Source organism: Micromonospora sp. U21, assembly GCF_018070045.1.
Classification (GTDB): domain Bacteria; phylum Actinomycetota; class Actinomycetes; order Mycobacteriales; family Micromonosporaceae; genus Micromonospora.
Genome location: NZ_JAGPYK010000041.1, coordinates 14,269 through 35,515, shown reverse-complemented (window position 1 = coordinate 35,515; position 21,247 = coordinate 14,269). Strand labels below are relative to the sequence as shown.

24 protein-coding genes and 2 pseudogenes are annotated in these 21,247 nt (G+C 73.2%); 6 read left to right on the top strand and 20 right to left on the bottom strand.

From position 1 onward, the window contains the following. Positions 1-24 precede the first annotated feature (24 nt). Complete coding sequence (locus KBX63_RS31555) at positions 25-2,280, top strand: AAA family ATPase (protein WP_210917584.1); 2,256 nt, start codon at positions 25-27, stop codon at positions 2,278-2,280. Between the two features lie 105 nt (positions 2,281-2,385). Next, the gene (locus tag KBX63_RS31550) at positions 2,386-3,318 is read left to right on the top strand and encodes an SMP-30/gluconolactonase/LRE family protein (protein ID WP_210917583.1); all 933 of its coding nucleotides are present in this window, start codon (positions 2,386-2,388) and stop codon (positions 3,316-3,318) included. 43 nt (positions 3,319-3,361) lie between these two features. Here the strand turns inward: KBX63_RS31550 and KBX63_RS31545 are convergent, their stop codons facing one another. The 19 genes and pseudogenes from KBX63_RS31545 to KBX63_RS31455 form a co-directional block, all read right to left on the bottom strand. Further along, on the bottom strand, positions 3,362-3,715 hold the full coding sequence (locus KBX63_RS31545) for a gas vesicle protein K (RefSeq protein WP_210917582.1): 354 nt from the start codon (positions 3,713-3,715) through the stop codon (positions 3,362-3,364). Further along, a complete protein-coding gene (locus tag KBX63_RS31540; RefSeq protein WP_307871910.1) occupies positions 3,712-3,924 on the bottom strand; it encodes a gas vesicle protein in 213 nt (70 codons plus the stop codon). Before KBX63_RS31540 ends, KBX63_RS31545 begins: the two co-directional genes overlap by 4 nt. Continuing rightward, positions 3,921-4,748 carry a GvpL/GvpF family gas vesicle protein gene (locus tag KBX63_RS31535; protein ID WP_210917577.1) on the bottom strand — a complete coding sequence of 276 codons (828 nt, stop codon included), beginning with the start codon at positions 4,746-4,748 and terminating at the stop codon, positions 3,921-3,923. The genes KBX63_RS31540 and KBX63_RS31535 overlap by 4 nt, the downstream gene beginning before the upstream one ends. A 166-nt stretch (positions 4,749-4,914) precedes the next feature. Then, a pseudogene (gene gvpJ / locus KBX63_RS36935) lies at positions 4,915-5,115 on the bottom strand (gas vesicle protein GvpJ); the annotation flags it as partial. Position 5,116: 1 nt separating this feature from the next. Then, positions 5,117-5,449, bottom strand: coding sequence for a gas vesicle protein (locus KBX63_RS31525; RefSeq protein ID WP_210917572.1), 333 nt, complete (start codon positions 5,447-5,449; stop codon positions 5,117-5,119). Continuing rightward, entirely contained in the window at positions 5,415-5,738 is a 324-nt protein-coding gene (locus tag KBX63_RS31520) for a gas vesicle protein GvpG (RefSeq protein ID WP_210917569.1), read from the bottom strand. The genes KBX63_RS31525 and KBX63_RS31520 overlap by 35 nt, the downstream gene beginning before the upstream one ends. 3 nt (positions 5,739-5,741) lie before the next feature. Beyond that, positions 5,742-6,497: a GvpL/GvpF family gas vesicle protein gene (locus KBX63_RS31515; RefSeq protein WP_210917564.1), complete on the bottom strand. Its 756-nt coding sequence runs from the start codon at positions 6,495-6,497 to the stop codon at positions 5,742-5,744. A 136-nt stretch (positions 6,498-6,633) separates the two neighbouring features. After that, positions 6,634-6,810, bottom strand: a pseudogene (gvpJ, locus tag KBX63_RS36930) (gas vesicle protein GvpJ); the annotation flags it as partial. Between the two features lie 35 nt (positions 6,811-6,845). Next, a complete protein-coding gene (locus KBX63_RS31505; RefSeq protein ID WP_210917561.1) occupies positions 6,846-8,060 on the bottom strand; it encodes an SRPBCC family protein in 1,215 nt (404 codons plus the stop codon). 2 nt (positions 8,061-8,062) lie between these two features. Further along, positions 8,063-8,503: a hypothetical protein gene (locus KBX63_RS31500; protein ID WP_210917560.1), complete on the bottom strand. Its 441-nt coding sequence runs from the start codon at positions 8,501-8,503 to the stop codon at positions 8,063-8,065. A gap of 272 nt (positions 8,504-8,775) precedes the next feature. Then, complete coding sequence (locus tag KBX63_RS31495) at positions 8,776-9,285, bottom strand: GNAT family N-acetyltransferase (RefSeq protein ID WP_210917559.1); 510 nt, start codon at positions 9,283-9,285, stop codon at positions 8,776-8,778. Between the two features lie 141 nt (positions 9,286-9,426). Beyond that, positions 9,427-10,233 (bottom strand): hypothetical protein, encoded by an 807-nt coding sequence (locus KBX63_RS31490; RefSeq protein WP_307871908.1) that lies wholly within the window; start codon positions 10,231-10,233, stop codon positions 9,427-9,429. A 51-nt stretch (positions 10,234-10,284) separates the two neighbouring features. Next, complete coding sequence (locus tag KBX63_RS31485; protein ID WP_210917557.1) at positions 10,285-10,938, bottom strand: DUF3618 domain-containing protein; 654 nt, start codon at positions 10,936-10,938, stop codon at positions 10,285-10,287. A gap of 22 nt (positions 10,939-10,960) precedes the next feature. Further along, complete coding sequence (locus tag KBX63_RS31480; protein ID WP_210917554.1) at positions 10,961-11,356, bottom strand: phage holin family protein; 396 nt, start codon at positions 11,354-11,356, stop codon at positions 10,961-10,963. Continuing rightward, complete coding sequence (locus KBX63_RS31475) at positions 11,353-12,039, bottom strand: hypothetical protein (RefSeq protein ID WP_210917552.1); 687 nt, start codon at positions 12,037-12,039, stop codon at positions 11,353-11,355. The genes KBX63_RS31480 and KBX63_RS31475 overlap by 4 nt, the downstream gene beginning before the upstream one ends. Positions 12,040-12,232: 193 nt before the next feature. Next, positions 12,233-12,643, bottom strand: coding sequence for a DUF3263 domain-containing protein (locus tag KBX63_RS31470; RefSeq protein ID WP_210917549.1), 411 nt, complete (start codon positions 12,641-12,643; stop codon positions 12,233-12,235). Between the two features lie 106 nt (positions 12,644-12,749). Continuing rightward, the gene (locus KBX63_RS31465; protein WP_210917547.1) at positions 12,750-13,766 is read right to left on the bottom strand and encodes an ABC transporter permease subunit; all 1,017 of its coding nucleotides are present in this window, start codon (positions 13,764-13,766) and stop codon (positions 12,750-12,752) included. Beyond that, entirely contained in the window at positions 13,763-14,773 is a 1,011-nt protein-coding gene (locus tag KBX63_RS31460; RefSeq protein WP_256443213.1) for an ABC transporter ATP-binding protein, read from the bottom strand. The genes KBX63_RS31465 and KBX63_RS31460 overlap by 4 nt, the downstream gene beginning before the upstream one ends. A gap of 120 nt (positions 14,774-14,893) precedes the next feature. Next, positions 14,894-15,679 carry a DeoR/GlpR family DNA-binding transcription regulator gene (locus tag KBX63_RS31455; protein ID WP_210917545.1) on the bottom strand — a complete coding sequence of 262 codons (786 nt, stop codon included), beginning with the start codon at positions 15,677-15,679 and terminating at the stop codon, positions 14,894-14,896. Positions 15,680-15,878: 199 nt separating this feature from the next. On the opposite strand from KBX63_RS31455, the gene KBX63_RS31450 reads away from it, so the two are divergent. The 3 genes from KBX63_RS31450 to nagA are packed head-to-tail and all read left to right on the top strand — an operon-like array spanning position 15,879 to position 18,882. Beyond that, on the top strand, positions 15,879-16,808 hold the full coding sequence (locus KBX63_RS31450) for an SIS domain-containing protein (protein WP_210917543.1): 930 nt from the start codon (positions 15,879-15,881) through the stop codon (positions 16,806-16,808). Further along, positions 16,805-17,776: an ROK family protein gene (locus tag KBX63_RS31445; RefSeq protein ID WP_307871907.1), complete on the top strand. Its 972-nt coding sequence runs from the start codon at positions 16,805-16,807 to the stop codon at positions 17,774-17,776. Before KBX63_RS31450 ends, KBX63_RS31445 begins: the two co-directional genes overlap by 4 nt. Beyond that, a complete protein-coding gene (gene nagA, locus KBX63_RS31440) occupies positions 17,773-18,882 on the top strand; it encodes an N-acetylglucosamine-6-phosphate deacetylase (protein ID WP_210917540.1) in 1,110 nt (369 codons plus the stop codon). The genes KBX63_RS31445 and nagA overlap by 4 nt, the downstream gene beginning before the upstream one ends. 300 nt (positions 18,883-19,182) lie before the next feature. Here nagA and KBX63_RS31435 read toward each other — a convergent pair whose 3' ends face one another. Next, positions 19,183-20,394, bottom strand: a complete 1,212-nt coding sequence (locus tag KBX63_RS31435) for a DUF4032 domain-containing protein (protein WP_374102289.1) — start codon at positions 20,392-20,394, stop codon at positions 19,183-19,185. A gap of 102 nt (positions 20,395-20,496) precedes the next feature. On the opposite strand from KBX63_RS31435, the gene KBX63_RS31430 reads away from it, so the two are divergent. Further along, positions 20,497-21,243 (top strand): phosphatase PAP2 family protein, encoded by a 747-nt coding sequence (locus tag KBX63_RS31430; RefSeq protein WP_307871906.1) that lies wholly within the window; start codon positions 20,497-20,499, stop codon positions 21,241-21,243. Positions 21,244-21,247: the final 4 nt, after the last annotated feature.

The following is a 21,247-nucleotide window of genomic DNA, read 5'->3' as shown; positions in this document are numbered from 1 at the left end:
GCCGACGGCGGCTACGGTCGGGCGGTGGCGCAACCCGACCTCACCCTCACGGCCAGCCTGCGGCCGGCGGCGCTGGACGCCCGGCGGGGCGTCGTCCGGCTGCACCCGGAGGTGCTGACCGCGCTGGGGCTGCGCCCCGGAGACCCGGTCCGGCTGGCCGGCCGACGGGAGACGGCCGGAATCGTGGCGGCGGCCAGGCCGGGCGCGAGCCCCGCCCTGCTGTACGCCGACGATCTGACCCTGGGCAACCTCGGCCTGCACGACGGCGGTCAGGTGCGGGTGACTCCGGTGCCGCTGACCCCTGCGGGCCGGGTCACCCTGGCCGGGCCGGTGGAGGTGGTGGCGGCGGTCAGCCCGGAGATGCTCCGGCTCGCCCTGCTGGGCAAGGTGGTCACCGCCGGCGACGACGTCTCGCTGTTGCCGCAGGACGTGTTGCCGGACGCCTCGGTGCGCAGCCTGATCGAGGCGGCCCGACGCAGCCTCGCCAACACGGTCGGGTTCGCCTGGACCAGCACCCTGCTCACCGTGGTCGCGGTCGAGCCGGCCGCTGGCGCGCTGGTCACCATGGACACGCTGGTCGGTTGGGAGCACGGCCCGGCCACCCACGGCGCCATCCCCGGCCGGCTCGCCCCGGCCGAGCGGCCCTCTGGGGGGCCCGGCGGAAGACGGCCGGCTGAGGCTCCGGCCGGTGCGACGGTGGGCCCGCTGGAGGAGAACGACGCGCCCGACGTCGACGAGCTGCCGGGGCTGCGGGCCCAGGCCGAGGAGCTGACCGAGCTGCTCGACCTCGGCTTCCACCACCGGGAGGTGCTGGGCCGGCTGGGCACCACCATCTCGCTGGGTGTGCTGCTCGGCGGGCCGGCCGGCTCCGGGAAGTCGGCGCTGGTCCGGGCGGTCGCGGCCCGGGTCGGTGCCCGCGTACACCCGCTCTGGGCACCCGAGGTGGCCGCGCTGGCCAACCAGGCCGCCGCCGACCGGCTGCGTGCGGCGGCGGCGGCGGTCCGCGCCGGCGGGCCGGCGGTGCTGCTGGTCACCGATGTGGAGGCGCTCGCCCCGGCGGACGAGCCCGGCCCGGTGGCGACGGTGTTCCGCCAGGTGCTCGCGGAGACCGTCCGGTCGAGTGCCGCCGTGGTGTGCACCACCGGCCGGCCGGAGGCGGTCGACCCGGCGCTGCGCGCGCCGGACCTGCTGTCGCTGCGGATCAGCATCCCGCTGCCCGACCCGGCGCTGCGCCGCGAGCAGCTCACCGTGCTGACCCGGCAGGTGCCGCTGGCCGACGACGTCCGGCTGGACGAGGTGGCCGGGCGTACCCCCGGATTTGTCGCGGCGGACCTGGCGGCGCTGGTCCGGGAGGCCGGGGTACGCGCGGCGCTGCGGCAGAAGTCGGCCGAGACACCGACCGTGTCGATGGCCGACTTCACCGCGGCCCTGGAGGTGGTCCGGCCGACCACGATGGCCGCGTCCACGCTGGAGCTGGCCTCGGTGACCCTGGACGACGTGGGTGACCTGGTCGAGGTCAAGCAGACGCTGAGCGAGTCGGTGCTCTGGCCGCTGACCTACCCGGACACCTTCGCCCGGCTCGGCGTGCAGCCGCCGCGCGGTGTGCTGCTCTACGGGCCGCCGGGCTGCGGCAAGACGTATCTGGTCACCGCGCTGGCCGGCTCGGGTCGGGCGAACGTGCTCTCGGTGAAGGGCGCGGAGCTGCTCTCCAAGTGGGTGGGCGAGAGCGAACGCGCGGTGCGTGAGCTGTTCCGCCGGGCCCGGGAGGCGGCCCCAACGTTGATCTTCCTGGACGAGGTGGACGCGCTGGCGCCGGTCCGTGGCCAGGCCAGCGACGGAGGGACCACGGACCGGGTGGTCGCCGCGCTGCTCACCGAACTGGACGGGGTGGAGACGCTGCGCAACGTGGTGGTGGTCGGCGCGACGAACCGGCCGGACCTGGTCGATCCGGCGCTGCTGCGGCCGGGCCGGCTGGAGCGGCTGGTCTACGTGCCACCGCCGGACGGAGCGGCCCGCGCGGACATCCTGCGGGCCGCGTCCCGGCACGTGCCGCTCGCGCCGGACGTCGACCTGGCCGCGCTCGGCGGAGAGTTGGACGGGTTCTCGGCGGCCGACTGCGCGGCGCTGCTCCGGGAGGCGGCGCTGGCCGCGATGCGTGAGTCGTTGGCCGCGGCCACGGTCACCGCCGCGCACATCGCCACGGCCCGGCGCCGGGTACGTCCGTCGTTGGACCCGGCTCAGGTCGCCTGGCTGGCCCGGTACGCCGCCGAGCGAGGGTGACCAAGTCAAACTGATCCTGGAGTCAACCTTTCGTCGCACCCAGGGTGTTCCTAGGACGTCAGATTCCTCAGTGGAGATATCCACGACGACGTCAGGCGGTGTTTCTTGCGCAAGCTGCTCTCGCTTCTCCTCGTTCCCCTGGTGGCGGCGGCCACCCTCACCACGGTCGGTTCGCCGGCGACCGCCCATCCGGCAAAGCCGTTCCCGGCCCGGATCGCCCTGCCCAACGGGTTCACTCCGGAGGGGTTGACGATCGGCCGGGGCACCACCGTGTACGTGAGCTCCATTTTGGACGGAGCGGTGTGGCGTGGTGACTTACGTACCGGCCGTGGCTCGGTGCTGATCCCGGCCGTGCCGGGCAAGGACAAGGCTGGCCTGAAGCTCGACCAGCACGGCCGGCTGTGGACCGCCGACTTCTCCGGTGGCGGCGCCAGCGTCTACGACGCCGGGACCGGCAAGCTGCTGGCCCACTACCAGTTCGCCGACGAGCCGGGCAGCTACGTCAACGACCTGGTGATCACCAAGCGGGCGGTCTACTTCACCGACTCGGGCCGGCAGGTGCTGTACGTGGTGCCGCTGGGCCACGGTGGCCGACTGCCGGCAGCCACGGCCTTCCGGGTGCTGCCGCTCAACGGACCGGCTGCGACGCCGGACGCCTACCACAACGGGATCGTGGAACTGCCGGACGGGGACCTGCTGGTCGCGCAGATGCTGCCCGGCCGGCTGGTACGCATCGACCCGCGCACCGGCCACAGTCGCCTCGTCGACCTCGGTGGCTACTCCGTGGAGCGGGCTGACGGTCTGGTGCTGCGCGGCCACACCCTCTACGTGATCCGCAACCTGACCAACGTCATCGCGGTCGTCCGCATGAACGGCGGGTACACCGCCGGGGTGGTGCAGCGGGAAATCACCGGCCCGGAGCTGCGGTCGCCGGCCACCGGTGACCTGCTCGGTTCGGCGTTGTACGTGGTGAACGGCCGGTTCGACGTGGAGTCCACGCCGGACACGGACTACGACATCGTCCGGGTGCGGGCCTGATCCACCGGTCGGCGGCGGCCCCTCCGGGGGTTGCCGTCGGCCGTCAGTCGGTGGGGAGCAGCGGACCGAGTGGGCCGAGGTCCAGATTGAGGTCCTCCGGGGCCAGGCCGAAGTGCTCGCGCAGCCCGGTCATCTGCTCCTCCAGCGCCATCAGCGTCACCCCGATCCGCTCGACCTGCTCCTCGGTCAGGTCACCGACGTCGACCCGGCGCAGCGCCTGCCGCTCCATCAGCTGACGGAGCAACTCGACGATCGTGAGCACCAGGCTGGCCAGCCCTCGCTCGACCGAGTCGCGGTCCACCGCAATCCGGCGGTCCAGCGGCGTGACCCGGGGCGGCTGCCACGACTCCCCGCCCAGCGCGGCGGCCAGCTCCGCTGCCTCGTCCCGCCCGGTCATCCGACGTGCTCCGGCGGGGGCAGCGCGCCGACCGAGGCGACCAGCGCGCGCAACGAGATCCGGACAAGGTCCACGTCGGCGATGGCCAGGGTGAGGTCGCCGCTGATCACGACCCCGGTGGCGAGCACCCGGTCGAGCAGGTCCACCAGGGCGACCGGCCGGTAGGCCAGCGGATCGTCCGCGCTGCTCGGCGCGAGCGCGGACGTCACCACGACTCCCGCACGGTGAGCGCCGGCTCCGGCCGTTCCGCGACGAAGGAGTACGCCGGCCACGGCCCGGTCAGCTCCAGCCGGATCTCCGGATGCCGGCTGCGCAACGCGCCGACGAGGTCGGTGAAGCCGGGCAGCGCCGCGAGGTCCACCAGGTACGCCCCGTTGAGCACCATCGGGGTGGACGCCCCGGAGAGCCGCCGGTCCTGCGGCGCGTGCCGCCGGCCCGCCACGGCCAGCTCGCACAGCGCGGCGTGCACCGCGTCCGCCGCCGCGCTCGCCACCTGCTGGCCCACCTCCCGGGCGGTCAACTGCGCCCGCCGTCGCCGCAGGTACGCCGTCCCCACGCCGCCGGCCCCGGCGGGTTCGGCGCTCGCGGTGGCCACGCCCGGGACCAAGTAACCCTTCACACCCCACTCGCCGCGTCCGGTGAGACGGTCCAGCGTGGCGACCAGCTCGGCCCTGCGCGCGACGAGTGACCCGGCCACGCGTTCGTCGTCGGTGTGCACGGTGGCGAGCCGGGCCGGCACCACCGGCCCCCGACGAGCCAGCGCCTCGACCACGCCGTGGTGCGCCCGGGCCGCCCGCTCCAGCCACGCCAGGTCCTCCAGGTTGCGGCGCAGCGGCTGCTCGCCGTACTCGTCCAGCGGCGCGGTGCTGACCACGGCGACCAGGCCGGAGGCGGACACCGCCCGGACCGGAGCGCCGTCCATCCCGGCGATCGCGGCCAGCTCCGCCGGATCGACGTCCCGGACCACGGCGTGCAGCCAGGCCCCGGCGGTCGGGACGGGCCGGTCAGCGGCTACCTCAGCCGTCGAACTCATTCCACTCCTCCAGTTCGGCGTCCCGGCGGCGCGCCCGGGCCGCCACCCGGGGTCGGCGCTGCGCCTCGACCTGCTCCGGGTCACGCGGTCCCGGCTCCAACGGGGGCCGGGCCCGCGAGCTGAGCCACGGGTCGTGCTCCCACCAGTCGATGCCGATCTGCCGCGCGGTGTCGACCGACGCGATGACCAGCCGCAGTTTCAGCGTCAGCAGCTCGATGTCGAGCAGGCTGACCCGGATGTCACCGGCGATCACGATGCCGCGGTCGAGCACCCGCTCCAGGATGTCGCCCAGGTTGGCCGGCTCGTGGCCGGCGGGCAGGACCTGGCCGGAGTTCTGCACCACCGATGGCGGCTGCGCAGCGGTCATTTCAGCCCACCTCACCCTTCCCGCGCTGGTAGCGCCGCACCCGTCGGTAGCCGAGCAGCCCACCCTCGATGTCCAGCTCCACCTCGTAGAGGCCGAGCAGATCGACGGAGGCGGGGATGCGATGCGCCTCCACCAGCTCCACCCCGACCAGCCAGCCGTCCTCGGTGGCCTCCAGCGACGTGGTTCCGGACGGTTCCCGGCCGGTCAGCTCGACGAGCTGCCGCAGCCCCGCCCGGGCCGCCTCGGCGGCCGTCACCGGCTCCACGTACTCCTCGTCGGGATAGTCCTCGGCGGTCGGGTCACGCCGTCGAGCCCGGACGTCTTCGTCGGTCATTGCGCGCACCTCCCTCGCGTGCCGGGCCACGCCGGGCCGGGCGGGTCCGCGCAGCAGCCCGGCCCTGGCCCCCGGTCAGCCGGTCCAACACCTGCTGCTCGGCCCGGTCGCGTTCCTCGGCGCTCAGCTCACCGGCGGCTGCCGCCGCGTCCAACTCCTCCAGCTCGCGCCGGACGTTGACCGGGTTCCGCTGCCGCGACTCGGCCTCCCGGGCGACCACCGCCACCACCGCGGTCAGGCCGCGCACCGGCGCGTACGGCAGGGTCAGCAGCGCCCAGAGCAGGTCCACCGGTCAGCCCGCCAGTTGGTGCGCACCGACGAAGTCGTACGGGGCGAGCGGGCCGAGCAACCGCAGCCGCAGCAGACCCCGGCGGTGCTGCGCGTACTCCTCCAGGGCGTCGACGAGAGCGACCTCCCGGTCGGTGTCCACCAGCAGGGCCAGGTGCGCCGCGTCGAGCTCGTGGCTGGGAGGGCGCAGCTGCGCGGACACGACGTACTCGGCCGTGACGTCCAGCAGCCGCCGGTTCTCCGCCTCGCGGCGCAGCTCCACCGCCTGGCTGATCAGCTCCCCGAGCCGGATCCGTGGCTCGCGGCTGGCCGCCTCGGGCTGGCCGCGTACCTGCTCGGCGAGCCCGGCGGCGGTCGGATTCTCGTCGAGCACCCCGCGCAGCAGTGTCCGCTCGTCGAAGCGACCGTGCACGACGTACTGCACCCGGCCCTCCAACTCGGCGAGCGCCGCGGCGAACCGGTCGTGGTGCGGCCGGAGCAGGTCGACCACCGCGGCCGGCCCGGTGACCACGGTGCCGAACCGCACCGGCAGCACCGGCGCCACCGCCGCCGTCCCGTCCAGCAGTTCCTGGTACGCCCGCAGGTCCGCCGACCGGCCCAGCGGCGCGTCCAACGGCACCTCACTGACCAGGGCCCCGAGGTCAGCGTGCCTGATCACCGTCACCTCGCCGGGTGGTTCGCCCACCCCGGCGGCGTCGGGAGTCGCCTCCACGTCGGCCGGCACCAGGCCGTAGATGAACAGTCCCGTCTCGTCCGCCATCTCAGCTCCTCCCGAGGTCCCGCACGTTGCCGGCGACATCCCCGACGGAGCCGGTGACGTCCCGCACCGAGCCGGTGACGCCGCCGACTAGGCCGGCCAGCCCTTCACCCTCCTCCGGAGCGAGGTCCAGCCGGTCGACCGCCTCGGCGAACCGCAGGTACGTCTCGATGCTCGCCACCACCACGCGAGCGTTGATCTCCACCAGGGGAATGCCGATGACCCCGACGGTCACCTGCGCGTCGATCACCACGCCCTTGTCGAGCACGGTCTCCACCACGTCGGCGAGCCCGCCGGCGGAGCCCACCCGTTCCAGGCCTCCGCCGGCACCGCCCTCGTCGGACACGAGCGTCACTCGTCCTCCTCCCGGCGGCGGCGCACCACGGGCCGGCGCGGCGGTTCCGGTCCACGCCGGAGCGGTGGACGGGGCCGCTGCGGCTCCCCGCGCGGCTGCGCGCGGCGTGCCCGCTCGGGAGCACGGCGACGCGGTGCCGGCGGCGGTTCCTCATCGGGTTCGTCCGCGTACCCCTCGTCGTAGCCGTCCCCGTATGCGTCGTACTCCTCGTCGTACTCCGGCTCGGCCGGCCGGCGGGGTGGCCGCTGGCGCAGCCGCCCGGCGGGCCGTCGTCGCGGCGGCTCCTCCCCGCTCGGCTCCTGCTCTGCAAGCTCGTCGGTCTCGGGGCCAGCCCCGCCGCGCCGCTCCGGGCCGCGCTGGTCCCGTTCACGCTCCTCGCGCAGGGCCGTCTCGTGGTCGTTGACCACCTGGGAGTCGCGGATCTCGCCGCGCCAGCCCTCGACCTGGTCCGGGTCGAGCGCCACCTCGGTCATCACGTGCCGGACGAAGTGCTTCAGCTCCAGCCGCACCCGCCGGCCCTGGGCGCGCCACAGGTTGCCGGTGTGCTCGAAGAGACCCTGCGGGTGGTACTCCAGCACCACCAGGATGCGGGTCAGGTCCGGGGTGATCTCGTGGAAGCTGACGGTGCCGTCGACCGAGCCCTTCTCACCCTTGGACCGCCAGTGGATGAGCTTGTCCGGCACCTGCCGGACGATGGTCGACTCCCACGTCCGATGCGACCAGAAGACCTGCGCCTTCCAGGTCAGCTTCTCGTCCGAATCGGTGTCGACGTTCTCGACCTTCTTCATGAAGCTCGGGAAATCGCCGAACTGCGTCCACTGGTTGTACGCGGCCCGCACCGGCACGCCGACCTCGATCGTCTCGACGATGTTGGTCACCTTCTTCCTGCCGCCCTTGCCGCCGCCCTTTCCGCCCGCGCGGCCGAGAGCCGACATCACCTTCTCCTTACCGCCAGCCATCCCGGCATGCACCATCGCCTTCATCGGCGAGCCACCCTCGGCGAGCTTCTGCGCGCCGGTGGCGGCGGCGATCAGGCCTGGTCCGCCACCCTGGCGCGCGTACTCACTGAGCCGGTCGGTCGCGCCGGTGATCCGCTCGGTCACCGCCGTCGTCGCCCGCTCGCCGATCGCCTCGGCCAGGTTGCGCACCTCGTCGGCCAACTGGCCGCGGACCTTGTCACCGAGTCCGCCCGGGTTCGTATTCGCCGCCATGGTCAACGCCCCCGCCGCTGCCCGGCCGACGCGTCGTCCCGGTCGGTCTGGTTCGCCGTTTCGCGGCCCGTGTCGTCGCCGCGGCCCCTTTCGCCGCGGCCCGTGTCGTTGTCGCCAGTACCACTCCGGTCTCCGGAACGGCTGCGCAGCGCCTCCGCCGAGCCGCGCAGCCGACCGGTGAGCGCGTCGACGCCGCTGCCGGCCGCCGCGGTGGCGGCAGCCCGGCCCGCGTTCACCAGTGGCCCGCCGAGCCGGCTCAGGTTGCTCAGTTGGGGGGACGAGTGCAGCACGTCGCTGCCTCGCTTCAGCAGCCCGCCGGGGGTCCGGCTGGCCCGACCGGCGGCGACGGCGGCGGCGAGGGTGAGTGCGGTACGCAGCTTGCGGCGGCGGCCCAGCAGGTAGCCGAAGCCCACCGCCAGCCCGATTCGTGTTCCGGTTTTCATCGGTTCTCCTTCGTTCCCCGGAGGTCCGGACGCCTGCCGATGGGCCAGAGAAGGGCTACCGGGGAATAGCGCGAAGCATGCCTTCGATCAGGCGTCCCGTATCTGCGGACCCGGCGGGCAGTACCCGGCCCCATTCCGCCGAAACCATTCCGACAATTTCCGTCCGCGTCGGCGAACGTCATCAGGAAACGCGGGAATGGACGCCCCAATACGGACATCCAGGCGGCAACCACCAGGGGGAACGACAGAGAAGACGAACCCTCAGAATCGCTTCAGAGCGCTGGAGGCGTCGAATCAAGGCAGATTTCGGCGCGGACCTTTCCGCCATCCTCGTGCAATTTTGCACCGCACTTCTTCAGTACGCCGACCGCGCCGACGTTGTCCGCGGTGGTCTCCGCCACCACGACCCGCATGCCCGCCCGGGCGGCGGCGTTCAGCAACTCGCGCAGGGCGGTCGCGCCGACCCCCTGCCCGCGTGCCGAGCGGCCGAGCCACATCCCGGCCTCGACTGTGCCGGGCTCGTCACAGCGTGTCATCCGAACCATCCCCACCACCTCGCCACCGACGAGGATCGCGTACATCTGGGAACGGGTCGGGCCGTCCAGGCCGTCGAAGCTCGCCCGGTGAAAGTCCCGGAACGCCTCCCGGCGGGCGAGCGACCAGCCGGCGGGGGCCTCGACCGGAGGCATCACGTCACCCGGCTCGGCCTCGGCAGCCGCTACGGAGAGCAACGGCTCCAGGTTCTGCTCATCCACCGGCTCCAACCGGACCGCACCCGCCACGTGCCGCAGTCTGCCGCCCTCATCGGTCGAAGTCCACCCCATTGGGCATCCACTGGCGGTCCGGCTACCGGTACCGACCGGTCGGACCGCTGAGCGTTCCACCTCACGCTCTGTTGCCACCCCGGCCGAGTCGCGGTGCCCTCAGGTCGCCGGCCCGAACTCGCAGAACACCACCGAGGCGTCGTCGGTCGGCTTGTGCCGGCGCAACCGGTCGGGGTGGTCGCGCTCGGCCTCCCGAACCCGGTCGAGCAACGCGCCGGGGCCCTCGGCGCTCAGCATGTCCAGCAGCCCCGCCCAGTCGGTCAAACCGAACTGGTCGACAGCGCTGGACGCGCCGTCGCTGAGCAGCGCCGCCCGGCGCACCGCGGCCGGCCCTCGCAGGGGCAACGCCCCGGTCACCGCGTGGAAGGCCGCGTCCGGGTCGGCCGCCGCCACCCAGTAGCCGTGCGTGCGGTTCATCCGTTCCCGCTGGACGCCCACGGCGTGCCGGAAGCGGGTCACCGGGTCCGCGCCAGCCGGCACGGTGGCGACCGTCCGGCGCAGCTCGGCCACCGACGCCTCCAGCCGGTCGTCGGTCACGACGCTGACCTGGCCGGTGTCCAACACCAGCGGGCTGTCGCAGAGCACCAGGTAGTCCACCTTGTCGCCGCACTCACGCAGCAGGCAGACCGTGCTGGACGGGGTACCCGGATGATCAAGGTCGCACTGCCCGCCATGGTCGGCGCGAACGGCGAGAATGGCCGCGGCCAGGTTGCTGGTCAGCCTGGCCGACGGGCGTGCCGCCTCGGCCATGCCGATCCGCGCGGCAAGATGCCGGACATACCACTCCGGCCCGTGCACGCAGCCGGTGTCGAAGCCCTCCGGCACGGTCGCGCCGTCCAGAACGCCGACCAGCGGGCCGAACCGGAAGACCAGGTCCTCGTTGACCAGCCGGCCCGGGGCTGGCACGGACGCGGAGCGTACCCGCATCATCGGCGCCAGCCCCGCCGCCCGGCCGGGTCAGCGCTGCCGGAGGTCGTCGGCGGCCGCATGCGCCTGCCCCTGCATCTGCCCGGCAGCCGAGCGGCCCTGGTCGCGTACCGCGGACACCCCCTGCTCGGCGGTGGACCGCACCGACTGCGCCGCCTGCTGCGCGGGCTCCCGGAGGTTGTCCTGCATCTGGTGGCCGATCTGGCTCGCCTGCCCACGCAGCTGGTCGGAGTGCTCACTCACCATGCCCCGCGCGCGGCCGGCGAGTTGCCTCTCCCGCCCGCTCGGCGGGAGCAGCGAGGCGGCCAGCAGCCCGACACCGAAGGCGACCACCCCGGCGGCCAGCGGGTTGCCCTGCGCCTGCTCCCGGGACTGCCGCCCGAGTGAGCGCGCCTCGTCCCGCACGGAGCCCATGGCCCCCCGGGACTGCTGTCCGAACGACCGGGTCTCGCCACGTAGCGAGCCGGCGACGTTCGACATCCGCTGGCTGGCCTCCTGGCCCATGTGGCTCGAGCTGCCCATCACCTTCTCCTTCGCTCGGGTGAACGCGCCACGGGCCTGCCCGACCCGCTCACCCGCGATCCGACGCGGGTTGACCTTGTCGGCCAGTGCGTCGACGTCGTAGCTCAACTCGTCGCGGGTGGTCTCGATCTCCCGCCGGATCCGATCCGGATCACTGGACATGATCTCTTCCCTCCCGACTCGTTCACCGACCGCGCAGGGCGTCCGGCATCTCCCGGGCGGTCTGCTTCGTCCGCGGCAGCACCGCACGCGCCCGCTGGAGCTGGCTCCGGGCGCTGATGAAGAGGCCACCGGCCACGACCGCCCAGATCACCGCGACGATCAGCGCCGCCCAGCCCTGGTCCATCGTGTTCGACAGCCCCCACCACACCGCGTACGACACGAACAGGACGGCCAGGAACCCGGCCAACCCCGCACCGCCGAACATGCCGCCGGCCTTGCCGGCCTGGCTCGCCTCCTCGCGGAGTTCGGCCTTGGCCAGCTCGACCTCCTTGCGCATCAGCGTGGAGAGGTCCCGGGTGACGTCACCCAGCAGGTCGCCGACCGAGGCCTGGGCCCGCTCCTTCTCCGGGGCGCTCATGGCGCCACCCCGCCCGGCAGGTCCCGCTCCGGCCGACCGGCCGGCGAGATGTTCTGCGCCCGAGCCGTACCGGTATACGGCTGTTCGGGCTGGTAGGGCGCGTCGAGCGCGCGGTCGTAGGGCTGCGGTCCGCCGCCGTCCGGATGGCCGTATTCTGCCGCTGGGCCGCCTGACACACCTGCGCCGCCAGCGCTGGTTAGACCACGGGTGAGTCGACCGACCAGCAGTCCGGCCACCGCCGCGCCGGCCAGGAACATCCCGGGGTTGCGTCGGGCGTACGTGCGTACCTCGTCCAGTACGTCCCCCGGCTCCCGTCCGTCCAGCCAGCCGGCGGCCCGTTGCGCGGCGTCCCCCGCCCGGCGGACCGCCTGGCCCGCCAGCCCGGAGTCACCGTCCCGCTCGGCCATCGAGTTGAGCCCCTGACCCAGATCGCGCAGCCCGTCGACAGCCCGCTGCTGTTGCGACCGGGCCTGCTCACGCAGCTGGCCGGTGGCCTCCCCGGTCATTCGCCGGGCCTGCTGGCGCGCTTCCGCGGCCACCTGGCCGCCCTGCTCGGCGGCGGTGTGGGTCACCTGTCCACCGGCCTGCGCGGCCTGCTGTCCAACCCGGGACGCCTCCTGCCGAGCCTGCTGTACGGTGCCGGTCGCACCCTGTGGTGGCCGGCTCGGGTTGCTACCCGTCATAGCCCGCTCCCTCCGTCCGCCCGGAGCCGCGTGGCAGCGACCCGGGACGCTCCCCGCCTACCCGCCGAATCTGATGCCATGCTTCCGCCGGTCCGGACGGACCGGGCACCGGGGACGCCGGTCCCAGCGGTTGGCGACCTGGCGGTTGATATCCCGACAATCAAAAGTTGGGGCAGGTGGGCGAGCGACAGCGTCAGCGACGGCGACCGCGGGCACGCGACGAGCGGAGCCGGCGGAGCCGGCCGATCAGCACGGGGTCGGCGGCCAGCGCCGCCGGGTTGTCGAGCAGCCCGTTGAGCAGTTGGTAGTACCGGGTTGAGGAGACCCCGAAGGTGTCCCGGACGGCCTGCTCCTTGGCACCGGCGTGCCGCCACCACTGCTGCTCGAAGGCGAGGATGGCCCGTTCCCGCTCGGTCAGCCCCGCCACGGGCGCGGTGGGTTCGGCATCGGCTCCGGGGGCCGGCGCGGGGTCAGCGGTGGTGGTGGTGCTCTCGACGGGCGGCGCCGGTCGGGGTGTCGGGACGGTCGGCCCGCCACCGGCCACGTCGCCCGGACGAGCGTCGGTGGACGGCTCGGGGGAGGCCGGGGTGGCGTCGGCGGGCATGGCGCTCAGCCTAGCCAGGGTCGGCCCGGGTCGCAGCAGCCGGCGCGGCCGGCCCCGCACCGCCGGGAAGCCCGACGGCCGGGCCGGCCGCGCCGTGCCGCGCTGGTCAGGAGATGTCCCGCCGACGCATCGCCCAGAGCGCCGCGCCGAGGATCACCACCAGCCCGACGGAGAGCAGCACGGAGGACTGCTGCCAGGTGATGTCGAGCGTGTCCGGCTTGCACTCCCCGTAGTAGGTGGCGTTGCAGGAGTTCCAGTCCTGCAGGGTGATCTTCTTCTGCATCCAGGCCGCCACGTACGTGGGCAGCAGCCACGCCTCGGTGAACCGCGCGCTGGCCATCGACAGCAGGATGCCGAGGCCGAACTGGCCGACCACCATCAGCGCCACCACGCCGCCGAGTGCCATCGCGGTGTGCCGACCCAGCGAGGCCAGCGCGAAGCCGATGGTGGTGACCACCAGCACCAGCACCACGCCACGCAGCCCGGTCAGGGCGAACGACTGCCAGGCGCCGGAGGTCATCTTCTCGGTGCTGCCCCGGAACGCGGCGACCGCCCAGAACCCGGCGAACCAGAGCACCGCAGCGGGCAGCGTCACCGCCAGGATGCCGGTGAGCAGCGCGGCCAGCTTGGTGAGCAGGACGGTGAGCCGCTTCGGCCGCCAGAGCAGCAGGTTCATCATGCCGCCGGTGCTCCACTCGGCACCGATGAAGGACGCGCCGACCACGAACCCGACCAGGGCGAGGATCGCCGCGAACGGGATCAGCGTCTCGTCGAACGTCTGCCGGAAGTTGAACGTCGAGGGCAGGAACCACTCGGCCTGGATCTGGTCCCGCGCCGGCGCCGTGATCAGGGAGCAGTCGTCGGGGTAGCGACCGTCGCTCGACGTACCCGCCGCCTTGGCCTGCTCGCAGGCGGCGCGCTCCTGCTCGCTCCAGCGCACCTGCTCCTGGTACTGCTGGTCGGCCTGGCGCTCGGCCCGGGCCAGCTGGCCGGCGTCGATCTTCTGGTTGGTGAAGAACACCCCGACCACCACCGCGGCCAGCACCAGCAGGCCGAGCAGCGACATGTAACGGGTGAAGCGCCGCTTGGCGAGCCGGCGCAGCTCCGTACGATAGAGGCTCACGCGCCCCACCCTCCCCCGGTGGCGCCGGGCTGACCCGTCCCACCGACCTTCATGGACTCGTCGACCTGCCGGTGCTGACCTGGTACCGGCGCGGTGGCGGTCAGTTCGAGGAAGACGCTCTCCAGGTCGACGGCGACCGGAGCCAGCTCGCTGACGTAGAGGTTGTTCTCGGCGAGCAGCCGGGTCACCGTGGCCGGCTTGTCGACGCCGGCGAGCATCAGGTGGTCCGGGTGGCCGGTGACCCGGATCCCGGCCCGGGTGAGCGCGTCGGTGGCCACGGGCAGGTCGCTGACCGCCTCCAGCCGGACCCGGACCGCGCCCGACGAGTGCTGGGCGAGCACCTCGTCGACCGGGCCGAAGGCGACCCGCCGGCCCAGCGAGATGATCGTGACCGAGTCGCAGATCAGCTGGATCTCGCCGAGGATGTGGCTGGACAGCACCACGGTCATCCCGGATTCGGCGAGCGTCCGCATCAGCGTGCGCATCTCCCGGATGCCGCCCGGGTCGAGGCCGTTGGCCGGCTCGTCGAGGATGAGCAGCTTCGGGTTCTTCAGTAGAGCGGACGCGACGGCCAGCCGCTGCTTCATGCCCAGCGAGTACGTCTTCACCCGCTCGCCGGCCCGGTCGCGTAGCCCGACGAGTTCCAGCACCTCGTCGACCCGGGTTGCCGGCACCTCGCCCGCCCCGGCCAGCAGGGACAGCGTGTCCCGGGCGGAGAAGTGCGGGAAGAACTGCGGGCTCTCCACGATCGCGCCGACCTGACCGGCGACGCTGGGCAGCGCACCGGGCACGTCGTGCCCGAGCAGCGCCATCCGACCGCCATCGGGCCGGATCAGGCCGAGCAGTGTGCGCAGAGTGGTGGTCTTGCCGGACCCGTTGGGGCCCAGGAAGCCGTGCACCTGCCCGGCGTCGACCCGCATGTCGAAGCCGTCGAGCGCGTTGCGGGTGCCGCGTCGACGACTCGTGTACGTCTTACGTAGACCTTCGATCTCCAGGACAGCTGGCAAGCTGCACCTCCCCCGATGGTGGGCGTGACAGCCGACACCATACGCGGTATGCAGACGGAAACAATACGCGGTATGCATCGACGCGCCGGACGACGCGTTTCATCGACGGAGAGTGACGGGTCAGGCGCAGACGACCTGCACGCCGGCGGCGCGGAAGGCTTCCACGATCTCCGGGGCAGCGCCGGAGTCCGTCACCAGCGTCTCGACCCGGTCGACCGGGCAGATCCGGGCGAAGGCGTGACCCCCCAACTTGGACGAGTCCGCGATGATCACCACCCGCTTGGCGCGGGCCACCATCAGATTGTTCATCGCCGCCTCTCCCTCGTGGTGGGCGGCGGCACCGAGCTGCGGGTCGATCGCGTCCACGCCGAGCAGCGCGACGTCCAGGGTGACCTCACGCAGCAGCGCCCCGCCCAGGGGACCGACCAGCTCGAACGACTTCGGGCGCACCACCCCGCCGGCCACCACGACCTTCATCCGGGATCGCACCAGCAGCTCGTTGGCGATGTTCAGCGCGTTGGTCACCACGGTGAGCTGGGCACCCTCGGCACTGGTGTTCAGGTCTGGCCGGACGGCCAGGGCGCGGGCCACCTCGGTGCTGGTGGTGCCGCCGTTCAGGCCGACCACCGTGCCGGGCGTGACGAGCGCCGCGGCGGCGGCGCCGATCCGCTGCTTCTCCGCCGAGTGCTTGGCCGTCTTGTAGCGCAGCGGCAGGTCATAGGAGACCCCGTTGGCGACCGCGCCGCCCCGGGTCCTGGTGATCATCTGCTGCTGGGCGAGCTGGTCGAAGTCGCGCCGGATGGTGGCCTGGGAGACGTCCAGCCGCTCGGCGGCCGCCTCGACGCTGACCCGGCCGTTGTCGGTCAGCATCTCGAGCAGGGCGTTCCATCTGGCGTACCGGTCCACCGCGGGGGCCCTCCCAGTGACTGCACGGACGGTGATTGATTGCGTGCACACTAGTGCGCGAAACTAGGGTGGCGCAAAAGACCGGCCTGCGCGATCGGTCGGTCGGTTGCCACGACCACCCGGGTTCGCGCAGAATGACGCGCGAAATACGGGTGTAACGAGCCGTATTGCGCACCGGCCGGCCCTGCGAGGAGTTCCCATGGCGTACGTGGACGCGGAGATCGCGAGTCAACCCGACTGCTGGCGGGAGGCAGCCGAGCTGGCCGGCGTCGTGCGCGGTGACCTGCCGCGCCCCGGTGAGCGGGTCGCCGTCGTCGGTTGCGGCACGTCGTGGTTCATGGCGATGGCGTACGCGGCCCGCCGCGAGCAGGCCGGCCAGGGCGAGACCGACGCTTTCCAGGCGTCCGAGTTCCCCGCCGGCCGCAACTACGACCGGCTGATCGCCATCACCCGCTCCGGCACCACCACCGAGGTGCTGGAACTGCTCACCGCTCTACGCGGGCGGGTGCCCAGCACCGTCATCGTCGGCGACCCGGCGTCCCCGGCGGTCGACCTCACCACCGCCGCGGTGACCATGCCCTTCGCCGACGAGCGGTCGGTGGTGCAGACCCGCTTCGCGACCACCGCGCTGGCCCTGCTCCGGGCCCACCTCGGCGACCCGGTGACCGCACTCGCCGCCGACGCCGAGGTGGCGGTGCGCGCGCCGCTGCCGATCGACCCGGCAACCATCGGGCAGGTCACCTTCCTCGGCCGGGGGTGGACGGTGGGGCTGGCCCAGGAGGCCGCGTTGAAGTGCCGCGAGGCGGCCACCTTCTGGGCCGAGGCGTACCCGGCGATGGACTACCGGCACGGACCCATCTCGATCGCCGCGCCCGGCCGGCTCGTCTGGGCGTTCGGCGAGCTGCCCGACGGGCTGCCCGAGGACGTGGCCGCCACCGGCGCGGCCTTCGTACACAGCCGCACCCACGGCTGCCGCACGGTGCTGGGCAGCTGGGCCGCCGGTCGTACCCCGGTCGACCCGATGGCTGACCTGATCCTGGCCCAGCGCTTCGCGGTCGCGCTGGCCACCAGCCGGGGCCTCGACCCGGACGCACCCCGACACCTGACCCGGTCGGTGGTGTTGGCGTGAACGACGACGAATCCGTGCCCGCGGACCCGGTGGTCGTCGCGCTGGACGTCGGCGGCACCGGCATGAAGTGCGCCGTGGTCCGGCCGGACGGCGTCGCGGTGCGCACCGAGCGGCACCCCACCAACGCCGCACGCGGCCCGGCCGCCGTGATCGGCACCATCCTGGACGTCGCCGAAGGGCTGGCCGACAAGGCCCGCGCCGACGGGTTCACCCCGGTCGCGCTCGGCATCGCCGTGCCCGGGGTGGTGGACGAGGTGCGCGGGGTTGCGGTCTGGTCGGCGAACGTGGGCTTCCGGGACGTACCGCTGCGGGACCTGGCGGTGGCGCGACTCGGCCTGCCCACGGCGCTCGGCCACGACGTGCGGGTCGGCGGCCTGGCCGAGGCCCGGCTCGGTGCCGGGCGCGGCACCGGGCACGTCCTCTTCGTGGCGATCGGCACCGGCATCGCCGCCGCGCACGTGGTCGTCGGCACGGCCGCCGTCGGCGCACACGGCGCCGCCGGGGAGATCGGTCACATCCTGGTCCGTCCCGACGGGCCGCGCTGCGGCTGCGGCCGGCGCGGCTGCCTGGAGGCGGTCGCCTCGGCCGCCGCGATCGGCCGCCGCTATGCCGAGCTGGCCGACGAGTCACCCGACGGGCGGGTGACGGCTGCCGAGGTGGCCGAGCGGGCCGCGGCCGGCGAGCCGCTCGCCGGCCGGGTCTGGCAGGAGGCGGTCGACGCGCTCGCCGACGGCCTGGCCTCCGGGCAGGCGCTGTTCGACGTGGCGACGGTCGTGCTCGGCGGTGGCCTGGCCCAGGCCGGGGACCGGCTGTTCGTCCCCTTGCGGGCGGCGCTGCACGAGCGGATGACCTTCCACCGGGAGCCGCGGCTGGTCGCGGCGGCCCTCGGCGACGAGGCCGGCTGCCTCGGCGCCGCCCTGCTCGCCCTGGACGCCGCGCGCGTCCGTGACCATCAGGAGAAGCGATGAGCGTACGGGTGAACGGTCGAGTGGTGACCCCGAACGGTGTCATCCGGCAGGGCTGCGTCGAGTGGAACGGCGACCGGATCACCGCCGTGGCGGAGTATCCGTCGGTCCGCGACGGGCACTGGATCCTGCCCGGCTTCGTCGACATGCACACGCACGGCGGCGGTGGGCACACCTTCACCACCGGGGACGCCGACCAGGCCCGGGCGGCTGCCGGCTTCCACCTGGCGCACGGCACCACCACCCTGCTGGCCAGCCTGGTCAGCGCGCCCTTCCCGCTGATGCGCGCCGCCACCGAGGCGTTCGCCCCGCTGGTCGATGAGGGCGTGCTGGCCGGCATCCACTTCGAGGGGCCCTATCTCTCCGCCGCCCGCTGTGGCGCCCAGAACCTGGAGTACCTGCGCGACCCGTCCACGGACGAGCTGGCCGAGCTGATCGAGCTGGGTGGGGGCGCGATCCGGATGGTCACCCTGGCTCCGGAGCGCGACGGCGCGCTGGAGGCGATCAAGCTGCTCATCGCCCAGCGGGTGGTGGCCGCGGTCGGCCACACCGACGCCACGTACGACCAGACCCGCGCCGCGGTCGCCGCAGGTGCGAGCGTCGGCACCCACCTGTTCAACGGCATGCGCCCGGTGCACCACCGCGAGCCGGGCCCGGTGGTGGCCCTGCTCGACGCGCCCACCGTGGTCTGTGAGCTGGTCGCCGACGGGGTGCACCTGCACGACGGCACGCTTACCTTCGCCACCGCGACCGCCGGCCCGGACCGGGCCGCCCTGATCACCGACGCGATGGCCGCCGCCGGCATGGCCGACGGTGAGTACGAACTGGGCGGCCAGGCCGTCACGGTGGCCGACGGGGTGGCGCGGCTGGCCCGGGACGGCGCGATCGCCGGCAGCACCCTGACCATGGATGCCGCACTGCGACACGCCGTGGACGCCGGCATCCCGATCGCGGACGCGGCCCGGATGGTAGCCACCACCCCGGCCCGAGCCATCGGGCTGGGCGACCGGGTCGGTGCCCTCCAGGTCGGCCACCGCGCCGACCTGGTGGTGCTCGACGAGGACCTGAACGTGGTCCGGGTGCTGCGCGGCGGCTCCTGGGTGGAGTGACCGCCGCTCGCTGTTCATGCGAGCGGGCCCGGGCGTCACGGCGCCGGACCCGGTCCGGGTGCCCACAGCGTCCGGGTCGGCCTCGGTTGCACCCCCGCGTTCCCTTTGGAGCTGAATCGCCTACGACATCGCGGCGTCGTGCGCCGCACGCCCGGCGGCCGGATCTGTGCGCGGCACCCTGAAGACCCGGGTAGGAACGGTTCTGCGCTGAGTCGTTTACGACATCAGATTCAAAGGCAACAGCCGCACCTGTCTGCGGTGCCAGGAGGAGGGCGGACGCAGAGTGTACGGGCCTGCGGGTCAGCCGGCGGTGGGGACCTCGACGCCGAGCACGGCCTGCTCGTCGGGGCGGTGCACCAGCACGTCGGCCAGGTACGACTGGACCGCGTGGCGCATCCCCACGTCCCGGCCGGCCCGCTCGGAGAGCAGCCACTTGTGCTCGATGATCTGCGCGAACAGCTCCTGCGGCTCCAGCTTGCGGCGCAGGTGCGCGGGCACGGCCCGGACCACCGGCTCGAAGACCTCGGTGACCCAGCGGTGCGCGGCCTGCTGCTCGTCGGTCAGGTCGCTCTCCGCCCGGTAGGCGTCCAGGTCGTTGAGCAGCTTGCGGGCCTGGTTCTCCTCGGCGTCCAGGCCGGTCAGCCGCAGCAGCCGCCGGGTGTGGTAGCCGGCGTCGACCACCTTCGGCCGGACCAGGTAACGCCCGTCGTCGATGGTCGACATGGCCACCTCGGCCACGTCGAAGCCCAGCTCGTTGAGGCGGCGGATCCGGCCCTCGATGTCGTGTCGGGCCTCCCGCTCGACCGCCTGCTCGTAGGTGATCTCGTGCCAGAGCCGCTCGTACCGCTGCACGACCTCCTCACAGACCACCTCCGGGTCGATGGACTCATGCAGCAGGCCAGCGGCCTGGAGGTCCAGCGCCTCGCCGAAGATGTTCACCCGGGCGATCTCCAGGTCCTCGCCGCGCTGACCGTTGGAGAGCGAGGTGTGCAGCGCGCCCGTCTCCGCGTCCACCAGGTACGCGGCGAACGCGCCCGCGTCCCGCCGGAACAGGGTGTTGGAGAGCGAGCAGTCGCCCCAGAAGAAGCCGGTCAGGTGCATCCGCACGATCAACGCGGCGAGCGCGTCGAGCAGCCGGCTCATCGTCTCCGGCCGCAGCGTGTGCGAGAAGAGCGCCCGGTAGGGGAGGGAGAACTGCAGATGCCGGGTGATCAGCACCGACTCGAGGGGTTCTCCGTCCTCGGTCTGCCGGTCGGCGACGACCGCCACCGCCTCGACCGACGGGAAGTCGATCCGCTCCAGTGCCCGGAGCAGGTCGTACTCCCGCTCAGCGATCCGCTCGCGAGTCTCCTTGAACGCGTAGACGTAGTCACCGAGCCGGACGAACCGGACGATGTGCCGGGAAATGCCCTGCGGCAGAGCCACCAGGTGCTCGGCAGGCCACTCCTCCAGCGGAGTCGACCACGGAAGGTCGAGCAGCGCCGGGTCCACGAGGGCCGAGGTGATCCGCACGGGCACAAGCATGACGCGTCGCCCCCCGCATTCGCCTCCCAGCGTGGCTGGGCCCACAGCGCGGGATGCCGCGGCCTCGCCCGGGGCCGGTAGCGTGGTCCCGTGCTCAAACCCACGGCGGTACGACGTGACCTGCGGCTACGGCCCGTCCGCCCGGCCGGCTGGTGGTTCGACGCGCTGCTGCTGGTCGGGTTCGGCGCGTTGACCCTGGCCCTTGCCGGGGGGGCGCTGCTCGGGGTGGACCTCGCCGTCCGGGAATGGGCCTACGCCCACCACCCCGCGCCGATCTACTGGACGGCGCGGGTGTTCAACTTCCTCGGGCAGGGTGGCTGGCTGCTGATGCCGCTCTCCGGGGCGCTCGCCGTGGCGGTGGCCTGGCGGGCCCGCACAGTCCGGCCGCTGCTGCTGGTGGCGGGGGCGTTCGTGCTGCTGTACCTGACCGTCGGACCGCTCAAGGTCCTGACCGACCGCGCCGCGCCCAGCTCGGATCTGCCACCGACCCGGTCCGTCCGGATCTTCAACGACCTGCCGCCCACCGAGTACGACCTCTCCTACCCGTCCGGACACGTCGCCAACGCGATCGTCTGGTACGGGGTGATCGCCGTACTGCTGACCGCGCTGACGGCAGGGCGACTGCATCCGACCGTGCACCGGTTGGTCCGATTCGCCCCGCCGGCGATCCTGCTGGTCACCACGACCTACCTGAACTTCCACTGGCTCACCGACGGGGTGGCGGCGCTGCTGCTCGGGCTGTTCCTGGACCGGCTCCTGCACCGGGTGCCCTGGGACGACGTGCCGTTACCCGACCGGCTACGTGCATGGGACCGGCCGTTCATCTCGTACCCCTAGGGTT

Bases quoted from the DNA above. Each gene is read 5' to 3' on its own strand.
- KBX63_RS31545 (WP_210917582.1), bottom strand. From the start codon at position 3,715: ATGACCGGGCGGGACGAGGCAGCGGAGCTGGCCGCCGCGCTGGGCGGG.
- KBX63_RS31535 (WP_210917577.1), bottom strand. From the start codon at position 4,748: ATGAGTTCGACGGCTGAGGTAGCCGCTGACCGGCCCGTCCCGACCGCC.
- KBX63_RS31525 (WP_210917572.1), bottom strand. From the start codon at position 5,449: ATGACCGACGAAGACGTCCGGGCTCGACGGCGTGACCCGACCGCCGAG.
- KBX63_RS31515 (WP_210917564.1), bottom strand. From the start codon at position 6,497: ATGGCGGACGAGACGGGACTGTTCATCTACGGCCTGGTGCCGGCCGAC.
- KBX63_RS31505 (WP_210917561.1), bottom strand. From the start codon at position 8,060: ATGGCGGCGAATACGAACCCGGGCGGACTCGGTGACAAGGTCCGCGGC.
- KBX63_RS31500 (WP_210917560.1), bottom strand. From the start codon at position 8,503: ATGAAAACCGGAACACGAATCGGGCTGGCGGTGGGCTTCGGCTACCTG.
- KBX63_RS31485 (WP_210917557.1), bottom strand. From the start codon at position 10,938: ATGTCCAGTGATCCGGATCGGATCCGGCGGGAGATCGAGACCACCCGC.
- KBX63_RS31480 (WP_210917554.1), bottom strand. From the start codon at position 11,356: ATGAGCGCCCCGGAGAAGGAGCGGGCCCAGGCCTCGGTCGGCGACCTG.
- KBX63_RS31475 (WP_210917552.1), bottom strand. From the start codon at position 12,039: ATGACGGGTAGCAACCCGAGCCGGCCACCACAGGGTGCGACCGGCACC.
- KBX63_RS31470 (WP_210917549.1), bottom strand. From the start codon at position 12,643: ATGCCCGCCGACGCCACCCCGGCCTCCCCCGAGCCGTCCACCGACGCT.
- KBX63_RS31450 (WP_210917543.1), top strand. From the start codon at position 15,879: ATGGCGTACGTGGACGCGGAGATCGCGAGTCAACCCGACTGCTGGCGG.
- nagA (WP_210917540.1), top strand. From the start codon at position 17,773: ATGAGCGTACGGGTGAACGGTCGAGTGGTGACCCCGAACGGTGTCATC.